Below are 22153 nucleotides of genomic sequence, written 5' to 3' on the forward strand. Positions count from 1 at the left end.
CGAGATATTGCCCATGCTACGTATCGCTAAAGAAGCTCTGACGTTTGACGACGTTCTCCTCGTTCCTGCTCATTCTACCGTTCTGCCGAATACTGCTGACCTCAGCACCCAGCTGACGAAAACTATTCGTCTGAATATCCCTATGCTTTCCGCAGCAATGGATACCGTAACGGAAGCGCGCCTGGCTATTGCTCTGGCTCAGGAAGGCGGTATCGGCTTTATCCACAAAAACATGTCCATTGAACGCCAGGCAGAAGAAGTTCGCCGTGTGAAAAAACACGAATCTGGCGTGGTAACTGACCCGCAGACTGTTTTGCCAACCACGACGCTGCGCGAAGTGAAAGAACTGACTGAACGTAACGGCTTTGCGGGTTACCCGGTCGTTACCGAAGAAAACGAACTGGTCGGCATCATCACCGGTCGTGACGTGCGTTTTGTGACCGATCTGAATCAACCGGTTAGCGTTTACATGACGCCGAAAGAGCGTCTGGTCACCGTGCGTGAAGGCGAAGCCCGTGAAGTGGTGCTGGCAAAAATGCACGAAAAACGCGTTGAAAAGGCGCTGGTGGTTGATGACGAATTCCACCTGATCGGCATGATCACCGTGAAAGATTTCCAGAAAGCAGAACGTAAACCGAACGCCTGTAAAGACGAACAAGGTCGTCTGCGTGTTGGTGCAGCGGTTGGCGCAGGTGCGGGTAACGAAGAACGTGTTGATGCGCTGGTTGCCGCAGGCGTTGACGTTCTGCTGATCGACTCCTCTCACGGTCACTCTGAAGGCGTTCTGCAGCGTATCCGTGAAACTCGTGCTAAATATCCGGATCTGCAAATCATCGGCGGCAACGTGGCAACAGCTGCGGGGGCACGCGCTCTGGCAGAAGCTGGTTGCAGCGCGGTTAAAGTCGGTATCGGCCCTGGCTCTATCTGTACGACTCGTATCGTGACTGGCGTAGGTGTTCCGCAGATCACCGCCGTTGCTGATGCAGTAGAAGCCCTGGAAGGCACCGGTATTCCGGTTATCGCTGACGGTGGTATCCGTTTCTCAGGCGATATCGCCAAAGCTATCGCCGCTGGCGCAAGCGCGGTAATGGTGGGTTCCATGCTGGCAGGTACTGAAGAATCTCCGGGAGAAATTGAACTCTACCAGGGCCGTTCTTACAAATCTTACCGTGGTATGGGTTCCCTGGGCGCGATGTCCAAAGGTTCTTCTGACCGTTATTTCCAGAGCGATAACGCTGCCGACAAACTGGTGCCGGAAGGTATCGAAGGTCGCGTAGCTTATAAAGGTCGCCTGAAAGAGATCATTCACCAGCAGATGGGCGGCCTGCGCTCCTGTATGGGCCTGACCGGCTGTGGTACTATCGACGAACTGCGTACTAAAGCGGAGTTTGTACGTATCAGCGGTGCGGGCATTCAGGAAAGCCACGTTCACGACGTGACCATTACTAAAGAGTCCCCGAACTACCGTCTGGGCTCCTGATTCTCTTCGCCCGACTTCATGTCGGGCGATTTATATTATCTGTTTCACTTGCCTCGGAATAAGCGTCAATGACGGAAAACATTCATAAGCATCGCATCCTCATTCTGGACTTCGGTTCCCAGTATACTCAACTGGTTGCGCGCCGCGTGCGTGAGCTGGGCGTTTACTGCGAACTGTGGGCGTGGGATGTGACAGAAGCACAAATTCGTGACTTCAACCCAAGCGGCATTATTCTTTCCGGCGGCCCGGAAAGCACCACCGAAGAAAACAGCCCGCGTGCGCCGCAGTATGTTTTTGAAGCAGGCGTACCGGTATTCGGCGTTTGCTATGGCATGCAGACCATGGCAATGCAGTTGGGCGGTCACGTTGAAGCCTCTAACGAACGTGAATTTGGCTACGCGCAGGTTGAAGTCGTAAACGACAGCGCACTGGTTCGCGGTATTGAAGATGCTCTGACCGCAGACGGTAAACCTCTGCTCGATGTCTGGATGAGCCACGGCGATAAAGTTACCGCTATCCCGTCCGACTTCGTCACCGTAGCCAGCACCGAAAGCTGCCCGTTTGCCATTATGGCTAACGAAGAAAAACGCTTCTATGGCGTACAGTTCCACCCGGAAGTGACTCACACCCGCCAGGGTATGCGCATGCTGGAGCGCTTTGTGCGAGATATCTGCCAGTGTGAAGCCCTGTGGACGCCAGCGAAAATTATCGACGATGCTGTAGCTCGCATCCGCGAGCAGGTAGGCGACGATAAAGTCATCCTCGGCCTCTCTGGTGGTGTGGATTCCTCCGTAACCGCAATGCTGCTGCACCGCGCTATCGGTAAAAACCTGACTTGCGTATTCGTCGACAACGGCCTGCTGCGTCTCAACGAAGCAGAGCAGGTTCTGGATATGTTTGGCGATCACTTTGGTCTGAACATTGTTCACGTTCCGGCAGAAGATCGCTTCCTGTCAGCGTTGGCCGGCGAAAACGATCCGGAAGCAAAACGTAAAATCATCGGGCGCGTTTTCGTTGAAGTATTCGATGAAGAAGCGCTGAAACTGGAAGACGTGAAGTGGCTGGCGCAGGGTACTATCTACCCTGACGTTATCGAATCTGCGGCGTCTGCAACCGGTAAAGCACACGTCATCAAATCTCACCACAACGTGGGCGGCCTGCCGAAAGAGATGAAGATGGGGCTGGTTGAACCGCTGAAAGAGCTGTTCAAAGACGAAGTGCGTAAGATTGGTCTGGAGCTGGGCCTGCCGTACGACATGCTGTACCGTCACCCGTTCCCGGGACCAGGCCTCGGCGTTCGTGTACTGGGCGAAGTGAAGAAAGAGTACTGCGACCTGCTGCGCCGTGCTGACGCCATCTTTATTGAAGAACTGCGTAAAGCGGACCTGTACGACAAAGTCAGCCAGGCGTTCACCGTCTTCCTGCCGGTACGTTCCGTTGGTGTAATGGGCGATGGTCGTAAGTATGACTGGGTTGTTTCTCTGCGTGCTGTCGAAACCATCGACTTTATGACCGCACACTGGGCGCATCTGCCGTACGATTTCCTCGGTCGCGTTTCCAACCGCATTATCAATGAAGTGAACGGTATTTCCCGCGTGGTGTATGACATCAGCGGCAAGCCGCCAGCTACCATTGAGTGGGAGTGATTTGATCCCTGCACTATGAATGAACAAAACCCTCTGTTACTACAGAGGGTTTTTTATCTTCAAGAATTATAGGCTTGAAGTTACTTACATCGATTAATTAAACCAGCTGTCCGATTTGTTCTCTTCTGCTTTGCCCACGCTTTTCATCAGATCTCGACCGCCCTCAGTCATATTCCTGTTTGCGTCAGCTTCAGATTGCACCACATCGGTTTGCGCAGCTTTGTGCTTCAGTTCCTGATCGATAAATTCGTTTTCTCGCTTAACGCGGGCTTCTTCTTTCGCCAGCGCCAGTTTTTGTTTCTGAATCTCTAAGCTGCGTAGCTCATCTTCATAACTTTGATCGCGTTTTTTGTCCGCAGAGGCTTCGGCGTCCAGTTTATCCTGACGAGCTTTCTTATTTGCCGCTGCCGTTGCCGCTCTTTTGTTAGCGGCGGCCTGGGCGTTTGCGCGACGTTGCTTCTCTTGCTGGATTTCCCTGTTGCGCTCCGCGACCCATTCGTCATGCTGCCTTTGCTCTTCATTTTTACCTTGCTGTTCCGCTTCTGCGACAGCAGAGAGTTGATCCTGCAATGATGAGGCGATAGCCGGATAGCTTAAGGAGGCTAAGATGGCGCAAAGAAAAACTTTCTTCATGACTCCTCCTGATCATTAGCTCTTTTCAGGACATTTGGTATTTGGCTGAATACGCGTTTCGTTATACGTCGTGGTAATAACAACGGCTAAACCTGTCGTAAACTGGCACTCTTTACCCACCTGGGTGGAGGTATACACTTTGGTGCCTTCCTTATACGTTAGAGAAACACCTTCCACTAAGGTTTTATCATTCACCATAGAACCCGCTGCCGCGCCAACAGCTCCGCCGCCAACTGCACCTGCCGTCGTTCCGGAATTGCTGCCAGACCCGACGTTGTGGCCAATAACACCGCCAGCGACTGCACCAATAAGCGCGCCGAAGGCTTGTGCGTTTCGTTTATTTTGGGAGTTGTCTACGGCAACTTTTGCGGGAAGAATGGAAATAATATTAACGGTTTTAGTTTCTTGTTTGGTATTCAGTTGATCGGTTTGATAAACATCGGCGGCATGATCATCAGCATTTGACTGGCATCCTGCCAGAGTGAATGACGCTAACATTGCCACAGGCAGAAGACATTTTTTAAATTTCATCACTATTCCTTGTTATACACATTACGAAAAATAAGACATTTAAGATCATCAAAAGAGGAAAGTAAATGTATTGCGTATAAAGGAATAGATTAAATTTATTAAAATTCATGTGGAAAATAATTTATAAAAATACATCATTAAAACATATGTATTAATTTTATATTTATTTCGCAGCCAAACAGGATAAACATCAGTCAGGACAAAGACGTAAAATTTAAGATGAAAGAATATCTGCCGCTTTGATAATCCCAAAGAGCAAAAGCATCCGACAGCGAGGTGCCGTTATGTTCTGTAAAAGTGGAGAAGGTAACCGCTAACGTTGTACCGGTGATTCGACGGAGAGTGTGGATTGCTGAGCTTCTTTTTTGCTCTGATGGTGCTGCCATGCACCGACGGACGAGTAGATAAAACGGCCAAAGAAGAAGATAAAGCTGATGAGCAGTACGATACGGGTCATGCGACTGTTAAATCGGTGTCGTTTTCGCATACTGGTTGCCTGACTCACAAAAGGTTCCTTGAAGTATGTCCCACGCCGTGGACGGTACTTACATTAAGGCACAACAGGACAAAATGGTCAATTCTTCGTTATGTAAAAAAGCGTCAGTGGATACATATTTTAATGTTATGGAAGTTAATTTAATTATTTACAATGATGATGTAATAATGATGAATTAACATGATAAACGTAATAATTCATTAATCAGGGTTATTTTGTTTGATATATATCAATTGGAACTTTCATATGACACTTAGAATCAATGCTCTCTATAGTGATGAATAATCATCATTCGAAGTCAGGTGGGATGCCTGTCTGAATACACCTCCTTCAGGATGTGGGGGATTCTGCTGAGCATCTATGAAACTGAATGCAACTTATATAAAAATACGTGATAAATGGTGGGGGCTTCCGCTGTTCCTGCCTTCTTTAATCTTGCCCATTTTCGCCCACATTAATACTTTCGCGCATATTTCTTCCGGTGAGGTTTTTCTCTTTTATCTGCCTCTGGCTCTGATGATCAGCATGATGATGTTTTTCAGCTGGGCGGCATTGCCAGGGATCGCCTTAGGGATTTTTGTCCGCAAATATGCAGAGCTGGGTTTTTACGAAACGCTCTCATTAACGGCTAATTTTATTATCATTATCATTCTCTGTTGGGGCGGTTACAGGGTCTTTACTCCCCGGCGTAACAACGTTTCACATGGTGATACCCGTTTAATTTCCCAGCGTATATTCTGGCAGATTGTGTTTCCTGCAACGCTGTTTCTGATACTTTTCCAGTTTGCTGCGTTTGTAGGATTACTGGCGAGCAGAGAAAATCTGGTCGGCGTCATGCCTTTTAACCTCGGGGCCTTAATCAATTATCAGGCCTTACTGGTGGGCAATCTGATTGGTGTCCCGCTGTGCTACTTCATCATTCGTGTAGTGCGAAATCCGTTTTATTTACGTAGTTATTATTCGCAATTAAAACAGCAGGTTGATGTCAAAGTCACCAAAAAAGAGTTCGCACTCTGGCTACTGGCATTAGGTGCTTTACTGCTGCTGTTATGCATGCCGTTAAATGAAAAAAGCACAATTTTTAGCACCAACTATACCTTGTCATTATTGCTGCCCCTGATGATGTGGGGAGCGATGCGCTATGGTTATAAGCTGATTTCGCTGCTCTGGGCGGTCGTGTTGATGATCAGCATCCACAGCTATCAAAATTACATTCCCATTTATCCTGGCTATACCACGCAGCTGACCATAACCTCCTCCAGTTATCTGGTATTCTCTTTTATTGTCAATTATATGGCTGTACTGGCAACCCGTCAGCGAGCGGTAGTCAGACGCATTCAGCGGCTTGCGTATGTGGACCCGGTGGTTCATCTGCCAAATGTTCGCGCCCTGAATCGCGCGTTGCGTGATGCCCCCTGGTCTGCGCTTTGTTATTTACGCATCCCTGGCATGGAAATGCTGGTTAAGAACTATGGCATCATGCTGCGGATTCAATACAAGCAAAAACTTTCTCACTGGCTGTCACCCTTGCTGGAACCGGGTGAGGATGTTTATCAGCTTTCGGGTAACGATCTCGCGCTGCGACTGAATACAGAATCGCACCAGGAGCGCATTACCGAACTGGATAGCCATCTCAAGCAATTTCGTTTCTTTTGGGATGGAATGCCGATGCAACCGCAGATTGGCGTCAGTTACTGCTATGTGCGCTCGCCAGTGAATCATATCTACCTGCTGCTGGGAGAGCTAAATACGGTCGCCGAGCTTTCCATCGTGACCAACACCCCGGAAAATATGCAGCGTCGCGGAGCAATGTATTTGCAACGCGAATTGAAAGATAAAGTCGCGATGATGAATCGGCTACAGCAGGCGCTGGAACACAACCATTTTTTCCTGATGGCCCAGCCGATTACCGGTATGCGTGGTGATGTCTACCATGAAATTCTTCTGCGCATGAAAGGTGAGAATGATGAACTGATCAGCCCCGACAGCTTCTTGCCGGTCGCGCACGAATTTGGTTTATCGTCGAGTATCGACATGTGGGTCATTGAGCATACGCTGCAATTTATGGCTGAAAACAGAGCGAAGATGCCCGCTCACCGTTTTGCGATTAATCTGTCGCCAACCTCGGTATGCCAGGCTCGTTTTCCCGTTGAAGTCAGTCAGCTGCTGGCTAAATATCAAATTGAAGCGTGGCAACTTATTTTTGAAGTCACCGAAAGTAATGCTCTGACAAATGTTAAGCAGGCGCAAATCACCTTGCAGCATCTTCAGGAATTAGGCTGCCAGATTGCGATTGATGATTTCGGTACCGGCTACGCCAGCTATGCGCGGCTTAAAAATGTGAATGCCGATCTGCTTAAAATTGACGGCAGTTTTATCCGCAATATTGTGTCAAATAGTCTGGATTATCAGATAGTGGCGTCGATTTGCCACCTGGCGCGAATGAAGAAAATGCGGGTAGTGGCAGAGTACGTTGAAAACGAAGAGATCCGCGAGGCGGTGCTCTCTTTGGGGATCGATTATATGCAGGGTTATCTTATTGGTAAGCCGCAACCGTTAATTGATACGCTGAATGAAATCGAACCCATTCGCGAAAGTGCCTGAATAATGCGGGCCGACATTTCTCGTCGGCCCGCAAAGCATTAAGCGGCGATTTCTGGGGTACTTTCTTCTTCAATTTTCAACCGCCAGCCAGCCACGCCTTCCCAGTATTCTTGCTCCTTTTCCAGATCAAGCAGTACCAGCGCATTCTGACTAAACCAGTCATGCGGAAAACGCAGTGTCCAGTGACTGTCATCGGTAATCAGCGTCAATGTTGGCGGTGTGGTGGTTGCCTGACGTTGATTATTGAGTAATACGCCAAGGCGCAATAGCTGAATCAGTGGCAGGAACTGTTTCTTCTTAAACAAGGTAAAGCGCGGCAGATCGTCGAGCTTAATCGCTTTACGGTGATAGCGCACCAGCGTCGCCATCATCAACTGCTGTTCCTGATTAAAACCCGGCAAGTCGCTGTTTTGCAGAATATAAGCGGAGTGGCGATGCAAACCGCTGTGGTTGATATTCAACCCGACCTCATGCAGCATGGCGGCCCATCGCAGTAGCGCCTCCAGTTGCGGATGCGCCAGCTTCGGTTGCTGTTCCCGCCACTGTTCGTACATTTGCATAGTGGTATCCAGCACCCGTCGGGCCTGTTCACTGTCGATGTGATACTGGTTGGCGAGGCTGCTGGCGGTGCGACTACGCACATCCTGATGACGGAAACGTCCTTCCATTTCATACAGTACGCCTTCGCGTAACGCCCCGTCAGAAAGGCGCAGTTCACGGATGGCTAAAGCATCAAACACACCGCATAAAATCGCCAGTCCAGGAACGAAGACTGTTTTCCGCTCTTCGGAAAGACCTGGTAAACTCAGCGATGCGAAATTACGGTGCCGTAAAACTTCTTTTACCAGTTTTTCCAGACGTTCCGGGGTAATTATCCCGTCTTTCTCGCCCATTTCCATTAACACTTCATGGGCGGCTTTTATGGTACCGGAAGCGCCCATTGCCACGTTCCAGCCCTGAATTCGAAATTGCCAGGTTAAAGTTTCCAGTTTTTGTGCTGCCGCCATGCGAGCGCGCTGAAAATTCTCTTTATTGATGACCCCGCCAGGGAAATAAAGCTGGGCAAAGCTGACACAACCCATCCGGCGGCTTTCAACGAGAATCGGTTCGAAATTTTCACCAATCACCAGTTCCGTAGATCCGCCGCCAATATCAATAACCAGTTTGCGACCTTTCTCCGGTTGGGTATGTTCCACGCCCATAAAAATCAGACGGGCTTCTTCATTACCGGAAATAATTTCAATCGGGTAGGGAATGACCTTTTCCGCGCGTTTCAGAAAGTCAGTGGCGTTCAGCGCCTGACGCAGCGTATGGGTGCCGACTATACAGACGCTGGCAGGAGAAAAACCTTGTAGCCGTTCGGCAAACAGCGACAGACAGTTCAAACCGCGCGTCATTGCCTCTTCACTCAACATATTATCTGGCCCCAGGCCGTCCGCCAGATGCACCCGCTGTTTCAGGCGGCCAATAATCTGCATGGCACCATCTACCACACGGGCTATGACCATGTGAAAACTGTTTGAACCAAGATCGACCGCAGCAAACTCCTGCGGACGAGGGGATTTATCGTGTATTGGCATAGGGTTATTCAGGTTGTTCGAGTGATTTGATGTAGTCGTAAATCGCCAACTGCGCCCGTACTTTGCGGCGATTGCCGCGGGGAACGTAGCGATTACTGAGTTCTTTATCGATATAACGTGCTTTGACTGTATCGCTGAACAATATGTCGATGATGTCCAGCACCCGCTGCTTCAGGCGCGGATCGAGCAGCGGCGTCGCCACTTCAATACGATAATCAATATTGCGCGTCATCCAGTCGGCGGAAGAAAGGTAGACCTTTTTATCGCCGCCATTTTCAAAAATATAAACCCGGTCATGTTCAAGGTAACGGTCAACAATACTGATGGCACGAATGTTGTCGCTAATGCCTTCCAGATTGGGGATCAGCGAACACATGCCGCGAACCAGCAGATTAACCGGTACGCCGGAGCTGGAGGCCGCATACAGACGATCAACCAGGCCTTTATCGACAAGGTTATTTAGCTTCAGGGTGATACCGCTGGGCAGCCCCTGCTGCGCGTTGGCGATCTCGCGGTCAACCATTTCATACAACAGGCGGCGGGAGTTTTGCGGCGACACCATTAAATAATCAAATGTCACCGGACGGTATGGGTTTTCAATAAAGTTGAACACCCGCCGTACTTCGTTGGTGATGCGCGCATCGGCGGTCAGCAACGAATAGTCAGTATAAAGACGCGCGGTTTTTTCGTTAAAATTTCCGGTCCCGATGTGTGCGTAACGCACCACTTCACCGTTTTCTTTACGTGAAATCAGGAACAGTTTGGCGTGAATTTTTAGCCCCGGCGCAGAGAAGATAACGTGCACGCCTGCTTCGGTCAGGCGCTTCGCCCAGTGAATGTTGGCTTCTTCGTCAAAACGCGCCTGTAACTCAACCACCACGGTGACTTTCTTACCGTTGTGTGCGGCGTGGATCATCGAGTCGATGATGCGTGAATCTTTCGCCACGCGGTAAATGTTAATTTTAATCGCCAGTACGCTCGGGTCGAACGAAGCCTGACGCAGCAGTTCCAGCACATGCTCAAAGGTATGATAAGGATAATAGAGCAACACATCGCGTTCGCGAATGGCATCAAAACCATTGCGGAACTGGGCTTTATCAAACCAAATGTGGCGTAAACGCGGCAGTGGTTTGTTCACCAGATTGGCTTTGCCGACATTGGGGAAATTAATAAAGTCTTTAAAATTATGATAACGACCGCCGGGGACGATGGAGTCGTAGCGGGAAATAGTCAGTTTTTCGCGTAACACTTCAACCAGCGCATTGGGCATATCGCGCTGATAAACAAAACGCACCGGCTCAGCAGTTAAACGCTGCTTGAGACTGGAAGACATCAACTCCATCAGACTGGCTTCCATCTCATGCACTAAATCGTATTCGGCATCGCGGGTCATCTTCATTGAATAGGCATTCAGCGCGTCATAATCAAAGAAGCCTTTGAAAATATCATCAAGGCAGTAACGCAGAATGTTATCCAGAAGAATCATCGGCTTGCGTCGACGCGGCGCTTCTGGCGGTAAATTCACAAAGCGCGGCACTTTATCTGATGGGATCTCCAGCAGCGCGTAACGGATGGTATCGCCACGGATAATTTCCACCGCCAGATAGGTGTAATCATCTTTCAGGAACTGCACTAAGTCAGTGTCAGGATTGATTAAAATCGGCGTAATGTGCTGACGCAGATACTGCTTAAAATAATGACGCAGCCAGTTTTGTTGATTGACGGAGAGCTGGCGTTCATTAATCAGGAAGATCTGGTTGCGCGCCATCTCCAGCAACAACTCGTTGTAGAGGCCGTCGAATTCCTGATCGGCTTTCAGCACCCGGGACTGAATTTTGCCCAGTAAATGGCGGGAATGAGAGTTGGAGCCTTGTTCTTCGCTAATAATGATGCGTCGCTTCAGTTCAGCGAAGCGGACTTTATAGAACTCATCAAGGTTATTGGAATAGATCCCCAGGAAACGCATCCTTTCAATCAGCGGGTTAGATTTGTCCGCCGCTTCCTGAAGCACGCGTTCATTGAACGATAACCAACTGAGCTCTTTTTCGATGTATAGCTTTTCCTGACCCATTACCACTTTTACTCCGTTTTATTCACGGGACACTGCCTGGATATTATGGCGAGCAATATTGGCAGATGTCCAACTATGCCAGAAAAGGGGGAAAAAAACTGCTGGAGCTTGCGATTTACAGGTGAATTGAAAAACGCCAGCGGCAGAGCTGGCGCTTTAACTACGGGGGCATTACTCGTCGGCAGCGTAGCCCTGCGGCGGCAGACGTTGACCATCCAGCCACGCGGCGTTTTCGTGCATTTTCAGACGACCATCGGCAAACCAGCTAATCACCAGTGGATAAATAGCGTGTTCCTGGGTTTGCACGCGGGCGGTGATGTCATCTTCCGTATCACCAGCAAATACCGGGACTTTCGCCTGTAAAATAACCGGGCCACCGTCCAGTTCATCGGTGACGAAATGCACCGATGTACCGTGCTCTTCATCGCCATTTTCCAGCGCCTGACGATGGGTGTGTAATCCGGGATATTTCGGCAGCAGAGAAGGGTGAATGTTCAGCAAACGCCCGGCATAGTGGGAGACAATCGCCGGGCTGAGAATGCGCATAAAACCAGCCAGCACGACCACATCGGGTGCGTACATGTCGATTTCATGAATCAACTCCCGGTCATAGGCTTCACGACTGTCAAACGCGCTGGCGATGAGCGTATGCGTTGCAATACCCGCCTGGCGGGCGCGTTCAAGGCCGAACGCGTCGGCCTTATTGCTGAAAACTGCCCGTACGGTGCCTTTAATTTTATTGGTTTTGCAGGCGTCAATAATTGCCTGCAAATTACTTCCGTTGCCGGAAATAAGCACCACAATATTCATTATTCGATAACCACGCGTTGTTCGGAATCAGAGGCTTTGATGATACCGATTTTCCACGCGTTTTCACCGTTGGCATTGAGCAGGGCGAGGGCTTTGTCCACTTCCGGAGCAGGCAGGGCAATAATCATCCCGACGCCGCAGTTGAAGGTGCGATACATTTCATGGCGCTCAACGTTACCTGCCGTTTGCAGCCAGTTGAACACTTCCGGCCACTGCCAGGATGATTCATCAATCACTGCCTGGGTATTATCTGGCAATACGCGCGGAATGTTTTCCCAGAAGCCGCCGCCGGTCAGGTGCGCAATAGCATGCACATCGACCTTTTCAATCAACTCCAGCACGGACTTCACGTAAATGCGGGTCGGTGCCAGCAGATGATCGGCTAATGGCTTACCATCAAGTTCGGTGGTTTGCGGATCACAACCGCTGACTTCAAGAATTTTGCGCACCAGCGAATAGCCGTTCGAGTGCGGACCGCTGGAGCCGAGTGCAATCAGCACATCGCCATCGCTGACTTTAGAGCCGTCGATGATTTCTGATTTTTCTACCACGCCAACGCAGAAACCAGCGACATCGTAATCTTCACCGTGATACATCCCCGGCATTTCTGCCGTTTCGCCACCCACCAGTGAACAGCCCGATTGCAGACAACCTTCCGCAATGCCGCTGATCACCGCTGAAGCGGTATCAACATCCAGTTTTCCGGTTGCGTAATAGTCGAGGAAAAACAGCGGTTCCGCACCTTGCACCACCAGGTCATTAACGCACATGGCGACCAGATCAATACCAATGGTGTCGTGACGTTTTAAGTCCATTGCCAGACGCAGCTTGGTACCTACGCCGTCAGTGCCGGAAACCAGCACGGGTTCACGATATTTTTGCGGCAATGCACACAGCGCACCGAAGCCGCCCAGACCGCCCATCACTTCCGGACGACGCGTTTTCTTCACTACGCCTTTGATTCTTCCAACCAGAGCATTACCCGCGTCAATATCAACACCGGCATCTTTGTAGCTAAGAGAGGTTTTATCGGTCACTGCTTGGGTCCCCACGCGTTACTTGCGGTAGAAAAATAAAATTCGGCGCAATTCTAACAGGGAAAGCAAACGTTTGCGAGACTGCTTTACACAACCTTTTTGTACGTCTTTTCCCCAGGCGCGCGGCAAAAGAATACTTGTACCAGGGCAAAGGATCGTTTTCGTATGGAATAATCTTCTTTCATAACCATTTGAATATAAAATAACTTTATCTCAAACCGTTATCATTTTGACTAAAGTCAACGAAAATAATATTGCCGCCTTGAAGAAAGGAGGTATAATCCGTCGATTTTTTTTGTGGCTGCCCCTCAAAGGAGAAAGAGTATGAAGATCGTGGAAGTCAAACACCCACTCGTCAAACACAAGCTGGGACTGATGCGTGAGCAAGATATCAGCACCAAGCGCTTTCGCGAACTCGCTTCCGAAGTGGGTAGCCTGCTGACTTACGAAGCGACCGCCGACCTAGAAACGGAAAAAGTAACTATCGAAGGCTGGAACGGCCCGGTAGAAATCGACCAGATCAAAGGTAAGAAAATTACCGTTGTGCCAATTCTGCGTGCGGGTCTGGGGATGATGGACGGTGTGCTGGAAAACGTTCCGAGCGCGCGCATCAGCGTCGTCGGTATGTACCGTAATGAAGAAACGCTGGAGCCGGTACCGTACTTCCAGAAACTGGTTTCTAACATCGATGAGCGTATGGCGCTGATCGTTGACCCAATGCTGGCAACCGGTGGTTCCGTTATCGCGACCATCGACCTGCTGAAAAAAGCGGGCTGCAGCAGCATCAAAGTTCTGGTGCTGGTAGCTGCGCCAGAAGGTATCGCAGCGCTGGAAAAAGCGCACCCGGACGTCGAACTGTATACTGCATCGATTGACCAGGGACTGAACGAGCACGGATACATTATTCCGGGCCTCGGCGATGCCGGTGACAAAATCTTTGGTACGAAATAAAGAATAAAAATAATTAAAGCCGACTTTAAGAGTCGGCTTTTTTTTGAGTAAAGCGCCTATAACACATAATACAGAGGATAATACTATGACGCGCCGTGCTATCGGGGTGAGTGAAAGACCGCCACTTTTACAGACAATCCCGCTTAGTTTGCAACATTTGTTCGCCATGTTTGGTGCAACCGTCCTGGTGCCCGTCTTATTTCATATTAACCCGGCGACTGTACTGTTATTTAACGGTATAGGAACACTGCTGTATCTCTTCATCTGTAAAGGGAAAATTCCGGCTTATCTTGGTTCCAGCTTTGCCTTTATTTCACCGGTATTGTTACTGTTGCCGTTGGGGTATGAAGTCGCGCTGGGCGGCTTTATTATGTGCGGCGTGCTGTTCTGCCTGGTTTCTTTTATCGTGAAGAAAGCGGGGACCGGCTGGCTGGACGTGCTGTTTCCACCTGCGGCAATGGGCGCAATCGTTGCCGTCATCGGTCTGGAGCTGGCGGGCGTAGCTGCCGGTATGGCAGGTTTACTCCCGGCTGAAGGGCAAACTCCAGACTCCAAAACCATCATCATCTCCATTACCACGCTGGCGGTTACGGTTTTAGGTTCCGTGCTGTTTCGTGGTTTCCTGGCAATTATCCCGATTTTAATTGGCGTGCTGGTGGGCTACGCGCTCTCTTTCGCAATGGGAATTGTCGATACCACGCCGATTATTAATGCTCACTGGTTTGCGCTGCCAACTCTCTATACGCCGCGCTTCGAGTGGTTTGCCATTCTGACTATTCTGCCAGCGGCGTTAGTGGTTATTGCCGAACACGTAGGGCACCTGGTGGTAACGGCTAATATCGTCAAAAAAGATCTGCTGCGCGATCCAGGTCTGCACCGTTCGATGTTTGCTAACGGCTTGTCGACCGTGATCTCCGGCTTCTTTGGTTCCACGCCAAATACCACCTACGGGGAAAACATTGGCGTGATGGCGATCACCCGTGTTTACAGTACCTGGGTTATCGGCGGGGCAGCGATTTTCGCTATCCTGCTTTCCTGCGTCGGTAAACTGGCTGCTGCTATCCAGATGATCCCATTGCCGGTGATGGGCGGCGTTTCGCTGCTGCTTTATGGTGTCATCGGGGCTTCCGGTATTCGTGTTTTGATCGAATCGAAAGTGGATTACAACAAAGCACAGAACCTGATCCTGACTTCCGTGATTTTGATCATCGGTGTCAGTGGCGCGAAGGTAAACATCGGCGCGGCGGAGCTGAAAGGTATGGCGCTGGCGACCATCGTCGGTATCGGCTTAAGTTTGATCTTCAAACTGATTAGTGTGCTGCGCCCTGAAGAAGTGGTGCTGGACGCAGAAGACGCGGATATAACAGACAAATAATGTACCGACCGGGCAGTGTTGCTGCCCGGTTCAAACATCATGGGATTCTGTGGTAAACTTCTCGCGATTTTGTGAAATCCTGGTTGAGGTATCTCTGAACACACCGGCACAGCTCTCTTTGCCACTTTATCTTCCTGACGACGAAACCTTTGCAAGTTTCTGGCCGGGGGATAACTCCTCTTTACTGGCCGCGCTGCAAAACGTGCTGCGTCAGGAACATAGCGGTTACATCTATCTCTGGGCACGCGAAGGCGCGGGGCGCAGCCATCTGCTGCACGCGGCTTGCGCGGAATTGTCGCAGCGTGGCGATGCGGTGGGCTATGTCCCGCTGGATAAACGCACCTGGTTTGTTCCGGAAGTGCTCGACGGTATGGAGCATTTGTCGCTGGTCTGTATCGACAATATTGAGTGTATTGCAGGCGATGAGTTGTGGGAGATGGCGATTTTCGATCTCTACAATCGAATTCTGGAATCGGGCAAAACACGGTTGTTAATCACCGGCGATCGTCCACCGCGGCAGTTGAATCTTGGATTACCGGATCTCGCGTCGCGTCTCGACTGGGGGCAGATCTACAAATTGCAGCCACTTTCTGATGAAGATAAGTTGCAGGCGCTACAGTTACGCGCGCGTTTGCGTGGTTTTGAACTGCCGGAAGATGTGGGGCGTTTCTTGCTGAAGCGGCTCGACAGAGAAATGCGCACGTTATTTATGACGCTGGATCAGTTGGATCGTGCGTCGATTACCGCGCAACGTAAGCTGACCATTCCGTTTGTGAAAGAGATTCTGAAACTGTAGACAAGACGTTTATTGTCGGATGCGCACCCATAGTATTCGTCGGCCGGATAAGACGCGGCAAGCGTCGCATCCGGCAATGTGCTTCAACTAGCGATGGAGCACTTCTTAACCCACGATTTCCAGCACCTGCTCCGGTGGACGACCAATTCGCGCTTTGCCATTCGCGACCACAATCGGGCGCTCCATTAGCTTCGGATTATCCACCATTGCCTGAATCAGCGCCTCTTCGCTAAGCGAACTGTCAGCCAGGTTCAGTTCTTTATAAAGATCCTCTTTCTGGCGCATCAATTCACGAGCGCTATTCATCCCCAGCATTTTCAGCAAATCACGCAGCGTTGCCGCATCGGCGGGTGTCTCAAGGTAGAGCACCACTTCTGGCTCCACGCCGTTTTCTTTCAGCAGGTTTAGCGTTTCCCGGCTCTTTGAACAGCGTGGGTTATGGTAGATTTTTACCTGTTTGGTCATTGTTCTTCCTTTAATGCGAATTACATCTTGGTATAAGGCTTAAAGCGTTCCTGCAGCTGGCGCAACTGGTCGATGCGCGCATCGTAACGTGCTTGTTGCAGGCTGCCTAATTTCACCTGCGAACTGGCGCTACTCAACAAGGAAATAGCCTGATCGAGTCGCCCGGCGAGCGCATAACCTTCTGCTCGCGCAGCCAGTTCCTGATCGCGGTTATTTAGCGCGGCTTCCGCCTGTGCCAGTAAATCCCAGCCGTTGCTGTCATCTTTATTATTAAAGGTGTAGCGATTCAGAATATTGGCCGCTTCTTGTGGTTGACCGCCTTGCAGATAAGCGTTCGCCAGGTTGAGCTGCAACACTGGATTGGTGCGCAAATCACGGGCATTTTTCAGGCGATTGATCGCTTCATTGGCTTTGTTTTGCCCAAGGTCGATATCGGTAGCCAGATCGAGATACCATGCGTTGCCAGGTTCTGCCGCCAGTAACGGTTGCAGCGTTTTACGCGCCTCGTCGTATTTATTGGCTTCCATCGCCTGTAAAGCACGACCATATTGCGCCGCTCGTTGCTGACGAACGTTTCCTTTCGCCCATTCATCCAGCAAATCACTGGTGAGCTGGTTACGTCCGGAATTATACATCCCCAGTGTGCGCGCTTTCGCCAGATAGAAATCTTCCGACGACTGCACCACCATCGGGCGCATCTGATTAGCACGGTTGCGGGCATCTGCCAGACGACTTTCCGGCAATGGGTGAGTCAATAAAATTTCCGGCGGACGCGAGGAGTAACGCGCCTGATCGAGCAATTTTTCGAGGAAGGTCGGCATCGCCTGCGGATCGAATCCTGAGCGTTGCAGCACCTGAATACCAATGCGATCCGCTTCCTGTTCATTTTGCTGGGTGAAACTGATCATCCCCTGGCGCGTTCCCGCCAGTGTACCGGTCAGCGCCGCCATCCCCGCCTGCGGACTGGCCATCGCCAGTAAAATAGAACCTAACGCGCCGACCCAGGTCAGCGGCGCGCTGCGCTGTTGATCTTCCATCGCTCGCGCCAGGTGACGTTGGGTGACGTGGGAGATTTCGTGCGCCATAACTGAAGCCAGTTGGCTTTCGTTATCGGAATAACGGAACAGGGCAGAGTGCAGCACCACGTTGCCGCCAAAGAAAGCAAAGGCGTTAATTTCGTCGTTGTTGATCAGAAAGAAATGAAACGGTGTCTTAACCGAATTGGCATGCGAAACCAGACGCATACCCAGCGAATTAATATATTGCGTTAACAGCGGGTCATTAATTAACGGCGCGCTGCCGCGTAGCTGGCGGACATAATAGTCGCCCATCTGCATTTCCTGGCCAATGGAAAGCGTGCTTCCTGCGGAGGTTCCCATATCCGGCAAGGTGTCTGCGCTGTCGGCAAACGCCGGGGCTACCTGACCAATGGTCATAGCAGCAATGAGGGTTGCAACCAGGTTTTTTTTCAACTGCCTGAACATAACCTCTATCCTGTATTTCTGAAGATAGTCATTTGACCGATACTGTGAAATATCGTTCCCACCGCGCCGCCTTTGAGTGTAACGGCGAAGATTAGCCCACTCAAATGACTTTTCAGTTTCCTGAATCCGTCATAAAAAGCGAAGTCTTTTTTGTGACATTTCGATACAATTGCGGATCGCAATCCCGCTCTTGAGGTTCAGGGAAGGTCTTTATGCTCGAAATGTTGATGCAATGGTATCGCCGCCGTTTTAGCGACCCGGAAGCGATTGCCTTGCTGGTTATTTTAGTTGCCGGATTTGGCATTATCTTTTTCTTTAGTGGCCTGCTTGCTCCGTTGCTGGTGGCTATTGTGCTGGCCTATTTGCTGGAATGGCCAACCGTGCGCCTGCAATCTATTGGCTGCTCCCGCCGCTGGGCGACGTCGATTGTATTGGTGGTTTTCGTCGGGATATTGCTACTGATGGCGTTCGTGGTATTGCCTATCGCCTGGCAGCAGGGCATCTACTTAATTCGCGATATGCCGGGGATGCTCAATAAGCTTTCTGACTTTGCCGCCACGTTGCCGCGCCGCTATCCGGCGTTGATGGATGCGGGCATTATTGATGCAATGGCCGAAAATATGCGCAGTCGGATGCTGACCATGGGCGATTCGGTGGTGAAAATTTCCCTCGCCTCGCTGGTCGGTTTGCTGACCATAGCCGTCTATCTGGTGCTGGTGCCATTGATGGTCTTCTTCCTGCTGAAAGACAAAGAGCAGATGCTGAACGCCGTTCGTCGGGTGCTACCGCGTAACCGCGGACTGGCAGGACAGGTGTGGAAGGAGATGAATCAACAAATCACCAACTATATCCGCGGCAAAGTGCTGGAGATGATCGTGGTGGGGATCGCCACCTGGCTGGGATTCTTACTCTTCGGGCTGAACTATTCGCTGCTGCTGGCTGTGCTGGTCGGCTTCTCGGTACTTATTCCGTACATTGGCGCATTTGTGGTGACCATTCCGGTGGTTGGCGTGGCGCTATTCCAGTTTGGTGCTGGCACGGAATTCTGGAGCTGCTTCGCGGTGTATCTGATCATTCAGGCGCTGGACGGCAACCTGTTAGTACCTGTGTTGTTCTCCGAAGCGGTTAACCTGCATCCGTTGGTGATTATTTTATCGGTGGTGATCTTCGGTGGTTTGTGGGGATTCTGGGGCGTATTCTTCGCCATTCCGTTGGCGACGCTGATCAAAGCCGTGATTCATGCCTGGCCCGATGGGCAAATAGCGCAAGAATAATCTTCAGCCCGACGAACTGTTTCGCCGGGCTGATTTTTCAGGATTCCTGACGTAAATAAATAGCCCGATAACAAATACTCACCAGCACTGCACCGCCGATAATATTACCCAGCATCACCGGGAGCAGATTGGCGGTAATAAAATGGCTGACCGTCAGTGCCGGAAAATGGTCTGCGCTACTGTGCGCCAGTTGCCAGAAGGAGGTAGGGGCGAAATGGCGAATGGCAATGGCGAACGGAATCACAAACAAATTGGCGATACAGTGCTCAAAACCACTGGCGACAAACAGGATGATGGGCAAAATCATGGCGACGATTTTGTCGCATAACGAACGTCCGCAATAACTCATCCACAGCGCCAGACAAACCATCAGATTGCACATAATGCCGAGGCTGACTGATTCAGTAAATGTATGATGCATTTTGCCCTCGGCGCAGTGTAAAACCGCGACTCCCCACATCGCGTTTTCACTCATCACCAGCCCGGAAAACCAGATTAACAAACTGAAACAGGCAATACCTGCCAGATTACCGCAGGCCACCAGAAGTGCGTTAATCAGCCAAGTTCGCCAACTAATAACGCCCCGACTTTTTGCCATCACCGTCATTACCGACGAGGTGAACAGGCTGGTGCCGCAAACCGCCAGCAAAATAAAGCCGAGTGTAAAGCAAAGGCCACCCACCAGATGGGTTAATGCCTGTGAAGACGGGGCATCGGCGATAACGGAAAGGTAAAAAGTAAATCCGATCGCCATAAACACGCCTGCGGACATCGCCATTAAAAAGACCGACACTTTGCTGCGGGTAATTTTATGGGCGGCAATCCGTTCAGCGATTGCCGCTTTTCTGGCGCTCAACTGCAAGTCGAAAGAGAGTTTGTTTCTCATGCATACTCCTGCAAAAACAGATTACAACACCTCGCGAACCGAGATCCCCAGCCGCTGCATTCGTGACAGCAGCGTGGTGCGCTTCATCCCTAATCGCGTCGCCGCGCCACGGGGCCCGGCAACAATGCCATTGGTTTCTCGCAATACCTGAACAATGCGCTGACGTTCTTCTTCGTCATTCTCTGGCGTCGTCGGGTGCAGCAACTGCGCCATTGAACTGCGAAGCGCTGAATCTTCATTTAGCGTCGGCAGTAAACGGCTTTGTCGGACATTAAGATGTAAATTCAGACTGTTACCGCGAGTCAGTAGTACCGCTCGCTCAATCACGTTTTCCAGCTCGCGCACGTTGCCCGGCCAGTCCCACGACATCAACTGGCGTAGCGCCTCGGTCGGGATGGCGTCAATTGCGCGATTCATATGGCGCGCCATTTTTTGCGTGAAATGCTTTGCTAAAAGAGGGATATCTTCCGGACGGTCGCGCAGTGGCGGCAGTTCCAGTGGGAAGACATTCAGGCGATAAAAGAGATCGCTGCGAAACTGGCGATCTTCAACCATTTGCCACAAATCACGGTTGGTGGCGGCAATGACTCTGACATTTACCGGGATCGTTCTACTCCCGCCGAGACGCTCAATCTCCCGTTCCTGCAATACGCGCAGCAGTTTAGGCTGAAGTTCTAACGGCAGATCGCCAATTTCATCGAGAAACAACGTGCCGCCATCGGCAATTTCAAAACGACCACGATGGGTATTAATCGCACCAGTAAATGCCCCTTTGTCATGACCGAATAACTCACTTTCCAGAAGACTGGCGGGGATGGCAGCGCAGTTGATTTTGACCAGTGGCTTGTCGCGTCGTGGGCTAAGTTGATGGATCGCTCTGGCGATCACCTCTTTGCCGGTTCCGGTTTCACCACAAATCAACACCGTACTGTCGCTCTTCGCCACAATATCTACCTGCTGGAGCAAATCTTCCATTGCCTGGCTTTGATAGATAATGTCACCGACGCCCAGATTCGAAAGGAGCTGCTCGCTAAGCTGGTGGTTTTCTTGCTGCAAGCTTTCCTGCAAATCGGTCATGCTGCGCCAGGCATCGGCATTGCCAACGGCAATAGCGATGCGATCGGCAATATGTTGTAGTAGCTGGCAGTTTTCCTCACTAAAGAGAGTGGAAGAGGTATGCGCCAGCAACAATGCGCCCGGTGTATGGTTGCCAAAGGTGAGCGGTATAAGGAGCGCAGATTCGCAGCCGTTAGATGCAAGTAAGTGTAATAACGGGTCGCGTTGCCAGAGAAACAGATCGTCTGCACGGTGCGTCAAGGTCGGTTGTCGGGTTTGTAGCGTTTGTGTCAGCAATACACTTTCGCCAGGCATACAGCGTGGCAGACACGCACAATGTGAGGCAGAAAGATCGCTGCACCACAGGCTGAACTTCTCGTTCTTTCGATGATCGCCCAGTACCATACTGACTGAAGCCAGACCGAAAAAATGATGGATCTCACGAGCGACGTCAGCGATCAGATCGTCGAGATCAAGATGTGACAGCACTGCATTAGTGATATCCACCAGTACCCGATGATGATCGCGATCTTTCTCCAGCAAACGCAGCGCCACCTGTTGTTCTTCATCATTGAGCCATGATTGCAGAACCGGGGTGATAATGCGTGCCAGCCAGTTAAACAGTGTGCAATCCTGGGGAGTAAAACGCCTGCCGTGGGTACGAATAAAGCGTAGCTCCGCCATTCCACTACTGCCGAGAAGGACGGCGTGACGCGAATAATCGACCATCTCGCCCTGATACTCTGTTGTTGCCGTCACATCGCTGCCATCATCATGGTAGCGGTAATAGAAGTTGCTTTTGAGAACATGCAGTTCAATAAGTTGTACCGGGCTGAACGGCGGCGGCAGCGGGATGAAGGCGCGTAATAAAGACGCCTTGCCGTGTTTCTGTGCTAACCGCTCCGCGAGCATTCCGTTTACCGCTTCAATTGTTATTCCTTGTGGCGGGGCAAACATCGCCTCGTCTGACATAGCCAT

General features: G+C 50.7%; 19 protein-coding genes. 8 read left to right on the forward strand and 11 right to left on the reverse strand.

Going from position 1 to position 22153, the window contains the following annotated elements:
- Nucleotides 1-13 precede the first annotated feature (13 nt).
- Nucleotides 14-1480 (forward strand): IMP dehydrogenase, encoded by a 1467-nt coding sequence (guaB, locus tag ACJHXB_RS18045; RefSeq protein ID WP_001299507.1) that lies wholly within the window; start codon nucleotides 14-16, stop codon nucleotides 1478-1480.
- 68 nt (nucleotides 1481-1548) lie between these two features.
- Nucleotides 1549-3126, forward strand: a complete 1578-nt coding sequence (gene guaA / locus ACJHXB_RS18050) for a glutamine-hydrolyzing GMP synthase (protein ID WP_000138282.1) — start codon at nucleotides 1549-1551, stop codon at nucleotides 3124-3126.
- Between the two features lie 93 nt (nucleotides 3127-3219).
- Here guaA and ACJHXB_RS18055 read toward each other — a convergent pair whose 3' ends face one another.
- The 3 genes from ACJHXB_RS18055 to ACJHXB_RS18065 all read right to left on the reverse strand — a co-directional run bounded on the left by ACJHXB_RS18055 (nucleotide 3220) and on the right by ACJHXB_RS18065 (nucleotide 4795).
- Complete coding sequence (locus ACJHXB_RS18055; protein WP_000755173.1) at nucleotides 3220-3759, reverse strand: DUF5384 family protein; 540 nt, start codon at nucleotides 3757-3759, stop codon at nucleotides 3220-3222.
- A gap of 15 nt (nucleotides 3760-3774) precedes the next feature.
- The gene (locus tag ACJHXB_RS18060; protein ID WP_001295476.1) at nucleotides 3775-4293 is read right to left on the reverse strand and encodes a glycine zipper 2TM domain-containing protein; all 519 of its coding nucleotides are present in this window, start codon (nucleotides 4291-4293) and stop codon (nucleotides 3775-3777) included.
- Between the two features lie 310 nt (nucleotides 4294-4603).
- Nucleotides 4604-4795 carry a YfgG family protein gene (locus tag ACJHXB_RS18065; RefSeq protein ID WP_000076001.1) on the reverse strand — a complete coding sequence of 64 codons (192 nt, stop codon included), beginning with the start codon at nucleotides 4793-4795 and terminating at the stop codon, nucleotides 4604-4606.
- A 17-nt stretch (nucleotides 4796-4812) separates the two neighbouring features.
- Here ACJHXB_RS18065 and ACJHXB_RS18070 point away from each other — a divergent pair, with 17 nt between their 5' ends.
- Nucleotides 4813-4965 (forward strand): hypothetical protein, encoded by a 153-nt coding sequence (locus tag ACJHXB_RS18070; RefSeq protein ID WP_000017552.1) that lies wholly within the window; start codon nucleotides 4813-4815, stop codon nucleotides 4963-4965.
- 181 nt (nucleotides 4966-5146) lie between these two features.
- Nucleotides 5147-7390 (forward strand): cyclic-guanylate-specific phosphodiesterase PdeF, encoded by a 2244-nt coding sequence (gene pdeF / locus ACJHXB_RS18075; RefSeq protein ID WP_410233523.1) that lies wholly within the window; start codon nucleotides 5147-5149, stop codon nucleotides 7388-7390.
- 38 nt (nucleotides 7391-7428) lie between these two features.
- Here the strand turns inward: pdeF and ppx are convergent, their stop codons facing one another.
- The 4 genes from ppx to purM form a co-directional block, all read right to left on the reverse strand.
- Nucleotides 7429-8970, reverse strand: coding sequence for an exopolyphosphatase (ppx, locus tag ACJHXB_RS18080; protein WP_001121363.1), 1542 nt, complete (start codon nucleotides 8968-8970; stop codon nucleotides 7429-7431).
- A gap of 4 nt (nucleotides 8971-8974) precedes the next feature.
- Nucleotides 8975-11041, reverse strand: coding sequence for a polyphosphate kinase 1 (gene ppk1 / locus ACJHXB_RS18085; RefSeq protein WP_000529576.1), 2067 nt, complete (start codon nucleotides 11039-11041; stop codon nucleotides 8975-8977).
- Between the two features lie 171 nt (nucleotides 11042-11212).
- Nucleotides 11213-11851, reverse strand: coding sequence for a phosphoribosylglycinamide formyltransferase (gene purN / locus ACJHXB_RS18090; RefSeq protein ID WP_001028621.1), 639 nt, complete (start codon nucleotides 11849-11851; stop codon nucleotides 11213-11215).
- Entirely contained in the window at nucleotides 11851-12888 is a 1038-nt protein-coding gene (purM, locus tag ACJHXB_RS18095; RefSeq protein ID WP_001295474.1) for a phosphoribosylformylglycinamidine cyclo-ligase, read from the reverse strand. The genes purN and purM overlap by 1 nt, the downstream gene beginning before the upstream one ends.
- Before the next feature lie 324 nt (nucleotides 12889-13212).
- Here purM and upp point away from each other — a divergent pair, with 324 nt between their 5' ends.
- The 3 genes from upp to ACJHXB_RS18110 all read left to right on the forward strand — a co-directional run bounded on the left by upp (nucleotide 13213) and on the right by ACJHXB_RS18110 (nucleotide 16010).
- Nucleotides 13213-13839, forward strand: a complete 627-nt coding sequence (upp, locus tag ACJHXB_RS18100; RefSeq protein WP_001295473.1) for a uracil phosphoribosyltransferase — start codon at nucleotides 13213-13215, stop codon at nucleotides 13837-13839.
- An 85-nt stretch (nucleotides 13840-13924) separates the two neighbouring features.
- A complete protein-coding gene (uraA, locus tag ACJHXB_RS18105; protein ID WP_000198328.1) occupies nucleotides 13925-15214 on the forward strand; it encodes a uracil permease in 1290 nt (429 codons plus the stop codon).
- A 94-nt stretch (nucleotides 15215-15308) separates the two neighbouring features.
- A complete protein-coding gene (locus tag ACJHXB_RS18110; protein WP_001307333.1) occupies nucleotides 15309-16010 on the forward strand; it encodes a DnaA inactivator Hda in 702 nt (233 codons plus the stop codon).
- A 105-nt stretch (nucleotides 16011-16115) separates the two neighbouring features.
- On the opposite strand, the gene arsC is transcribed toward ACJHXB_RS18110, so the two are convergent.
- The gene (gene arsC, locus ACJHXB_RS18115; RefSeq protein WP_000166449.1) at nucleotides 16116-16475 is read right to left on the reverse strand and encodes an arsenate reductase (glutaredoxin); all 360 of its coding nucleotides are present in this window, start codon (nucleotides 16473-16475) and stop codon (nucleotides 16116-16118) included.
- Nucleotides 16476-16495: 20 nt separating this feature from the next.
- Complete coding sequence (gene bepA / locus ACJHXB_RS18120; RefSeq protein ID WP_000489667.1) at nucleotides 16496-17959, reverse strand: beta-barrel assembly-enhancing protease; 1464 nt, start codon at nucleotides 17957-17959, stop codon at nucleotides 16496-16498.
- Nucleotides 17960-18171: 212 nt separating this feature from the next.
- On the opposite strand from bepA, the gene ACJHXB_RS18125 reads away from it, so the two are divergent.
- The gene (locus ACJHXB_RS18125) at nucleotides 18172-19233 is read left to right on the forward strand and encodes an AI-2E family transporter (protein ID WP_000892044.1); all 1062 of its coding nucleotides are present in this window, start codon (nucleotides 18172-18174) and stop codon (nucleotides 19231-19233) included.
- Nucleotides 19234-19270: 37 nt separating this feature from the next.
- Here the strand turns inward: ACJHXB_RS18125 and focB are convergent, their stop codons facing one another.
- Nucleotides 19271-20119, reverse strand: coding sequence for a formate transporter FocB (gene focB, locus ACJHXB_RS18130; RefSeq protein WP_097446942.1), 849 nt, complete (start codon nucleotides 20117-20119; stop codon nucleotides 19271-19273).
- 21 nt (nucleotides 20120-20140) lie between these two features.
- Entirely contained in the window at nucleotides 20141-22153 is a 2013-nt protein-coding gene (gene hyfR / locus ACJHXB_RS18135) for a DNA-binding transcriptional regulator HyfR (RefSeq protein WP_042028722.1), read from the reverse strand.

This window comes from Escherichia sp. WS3227_2 (genome assembly GCF_046486495.1).
Classification (GTDB): Bacteria; Pseudomonadota; Gammaproteobacteria; order Enterobacterales; family Enterobacteriaceae; genus Escherichia; species Escherichia coli.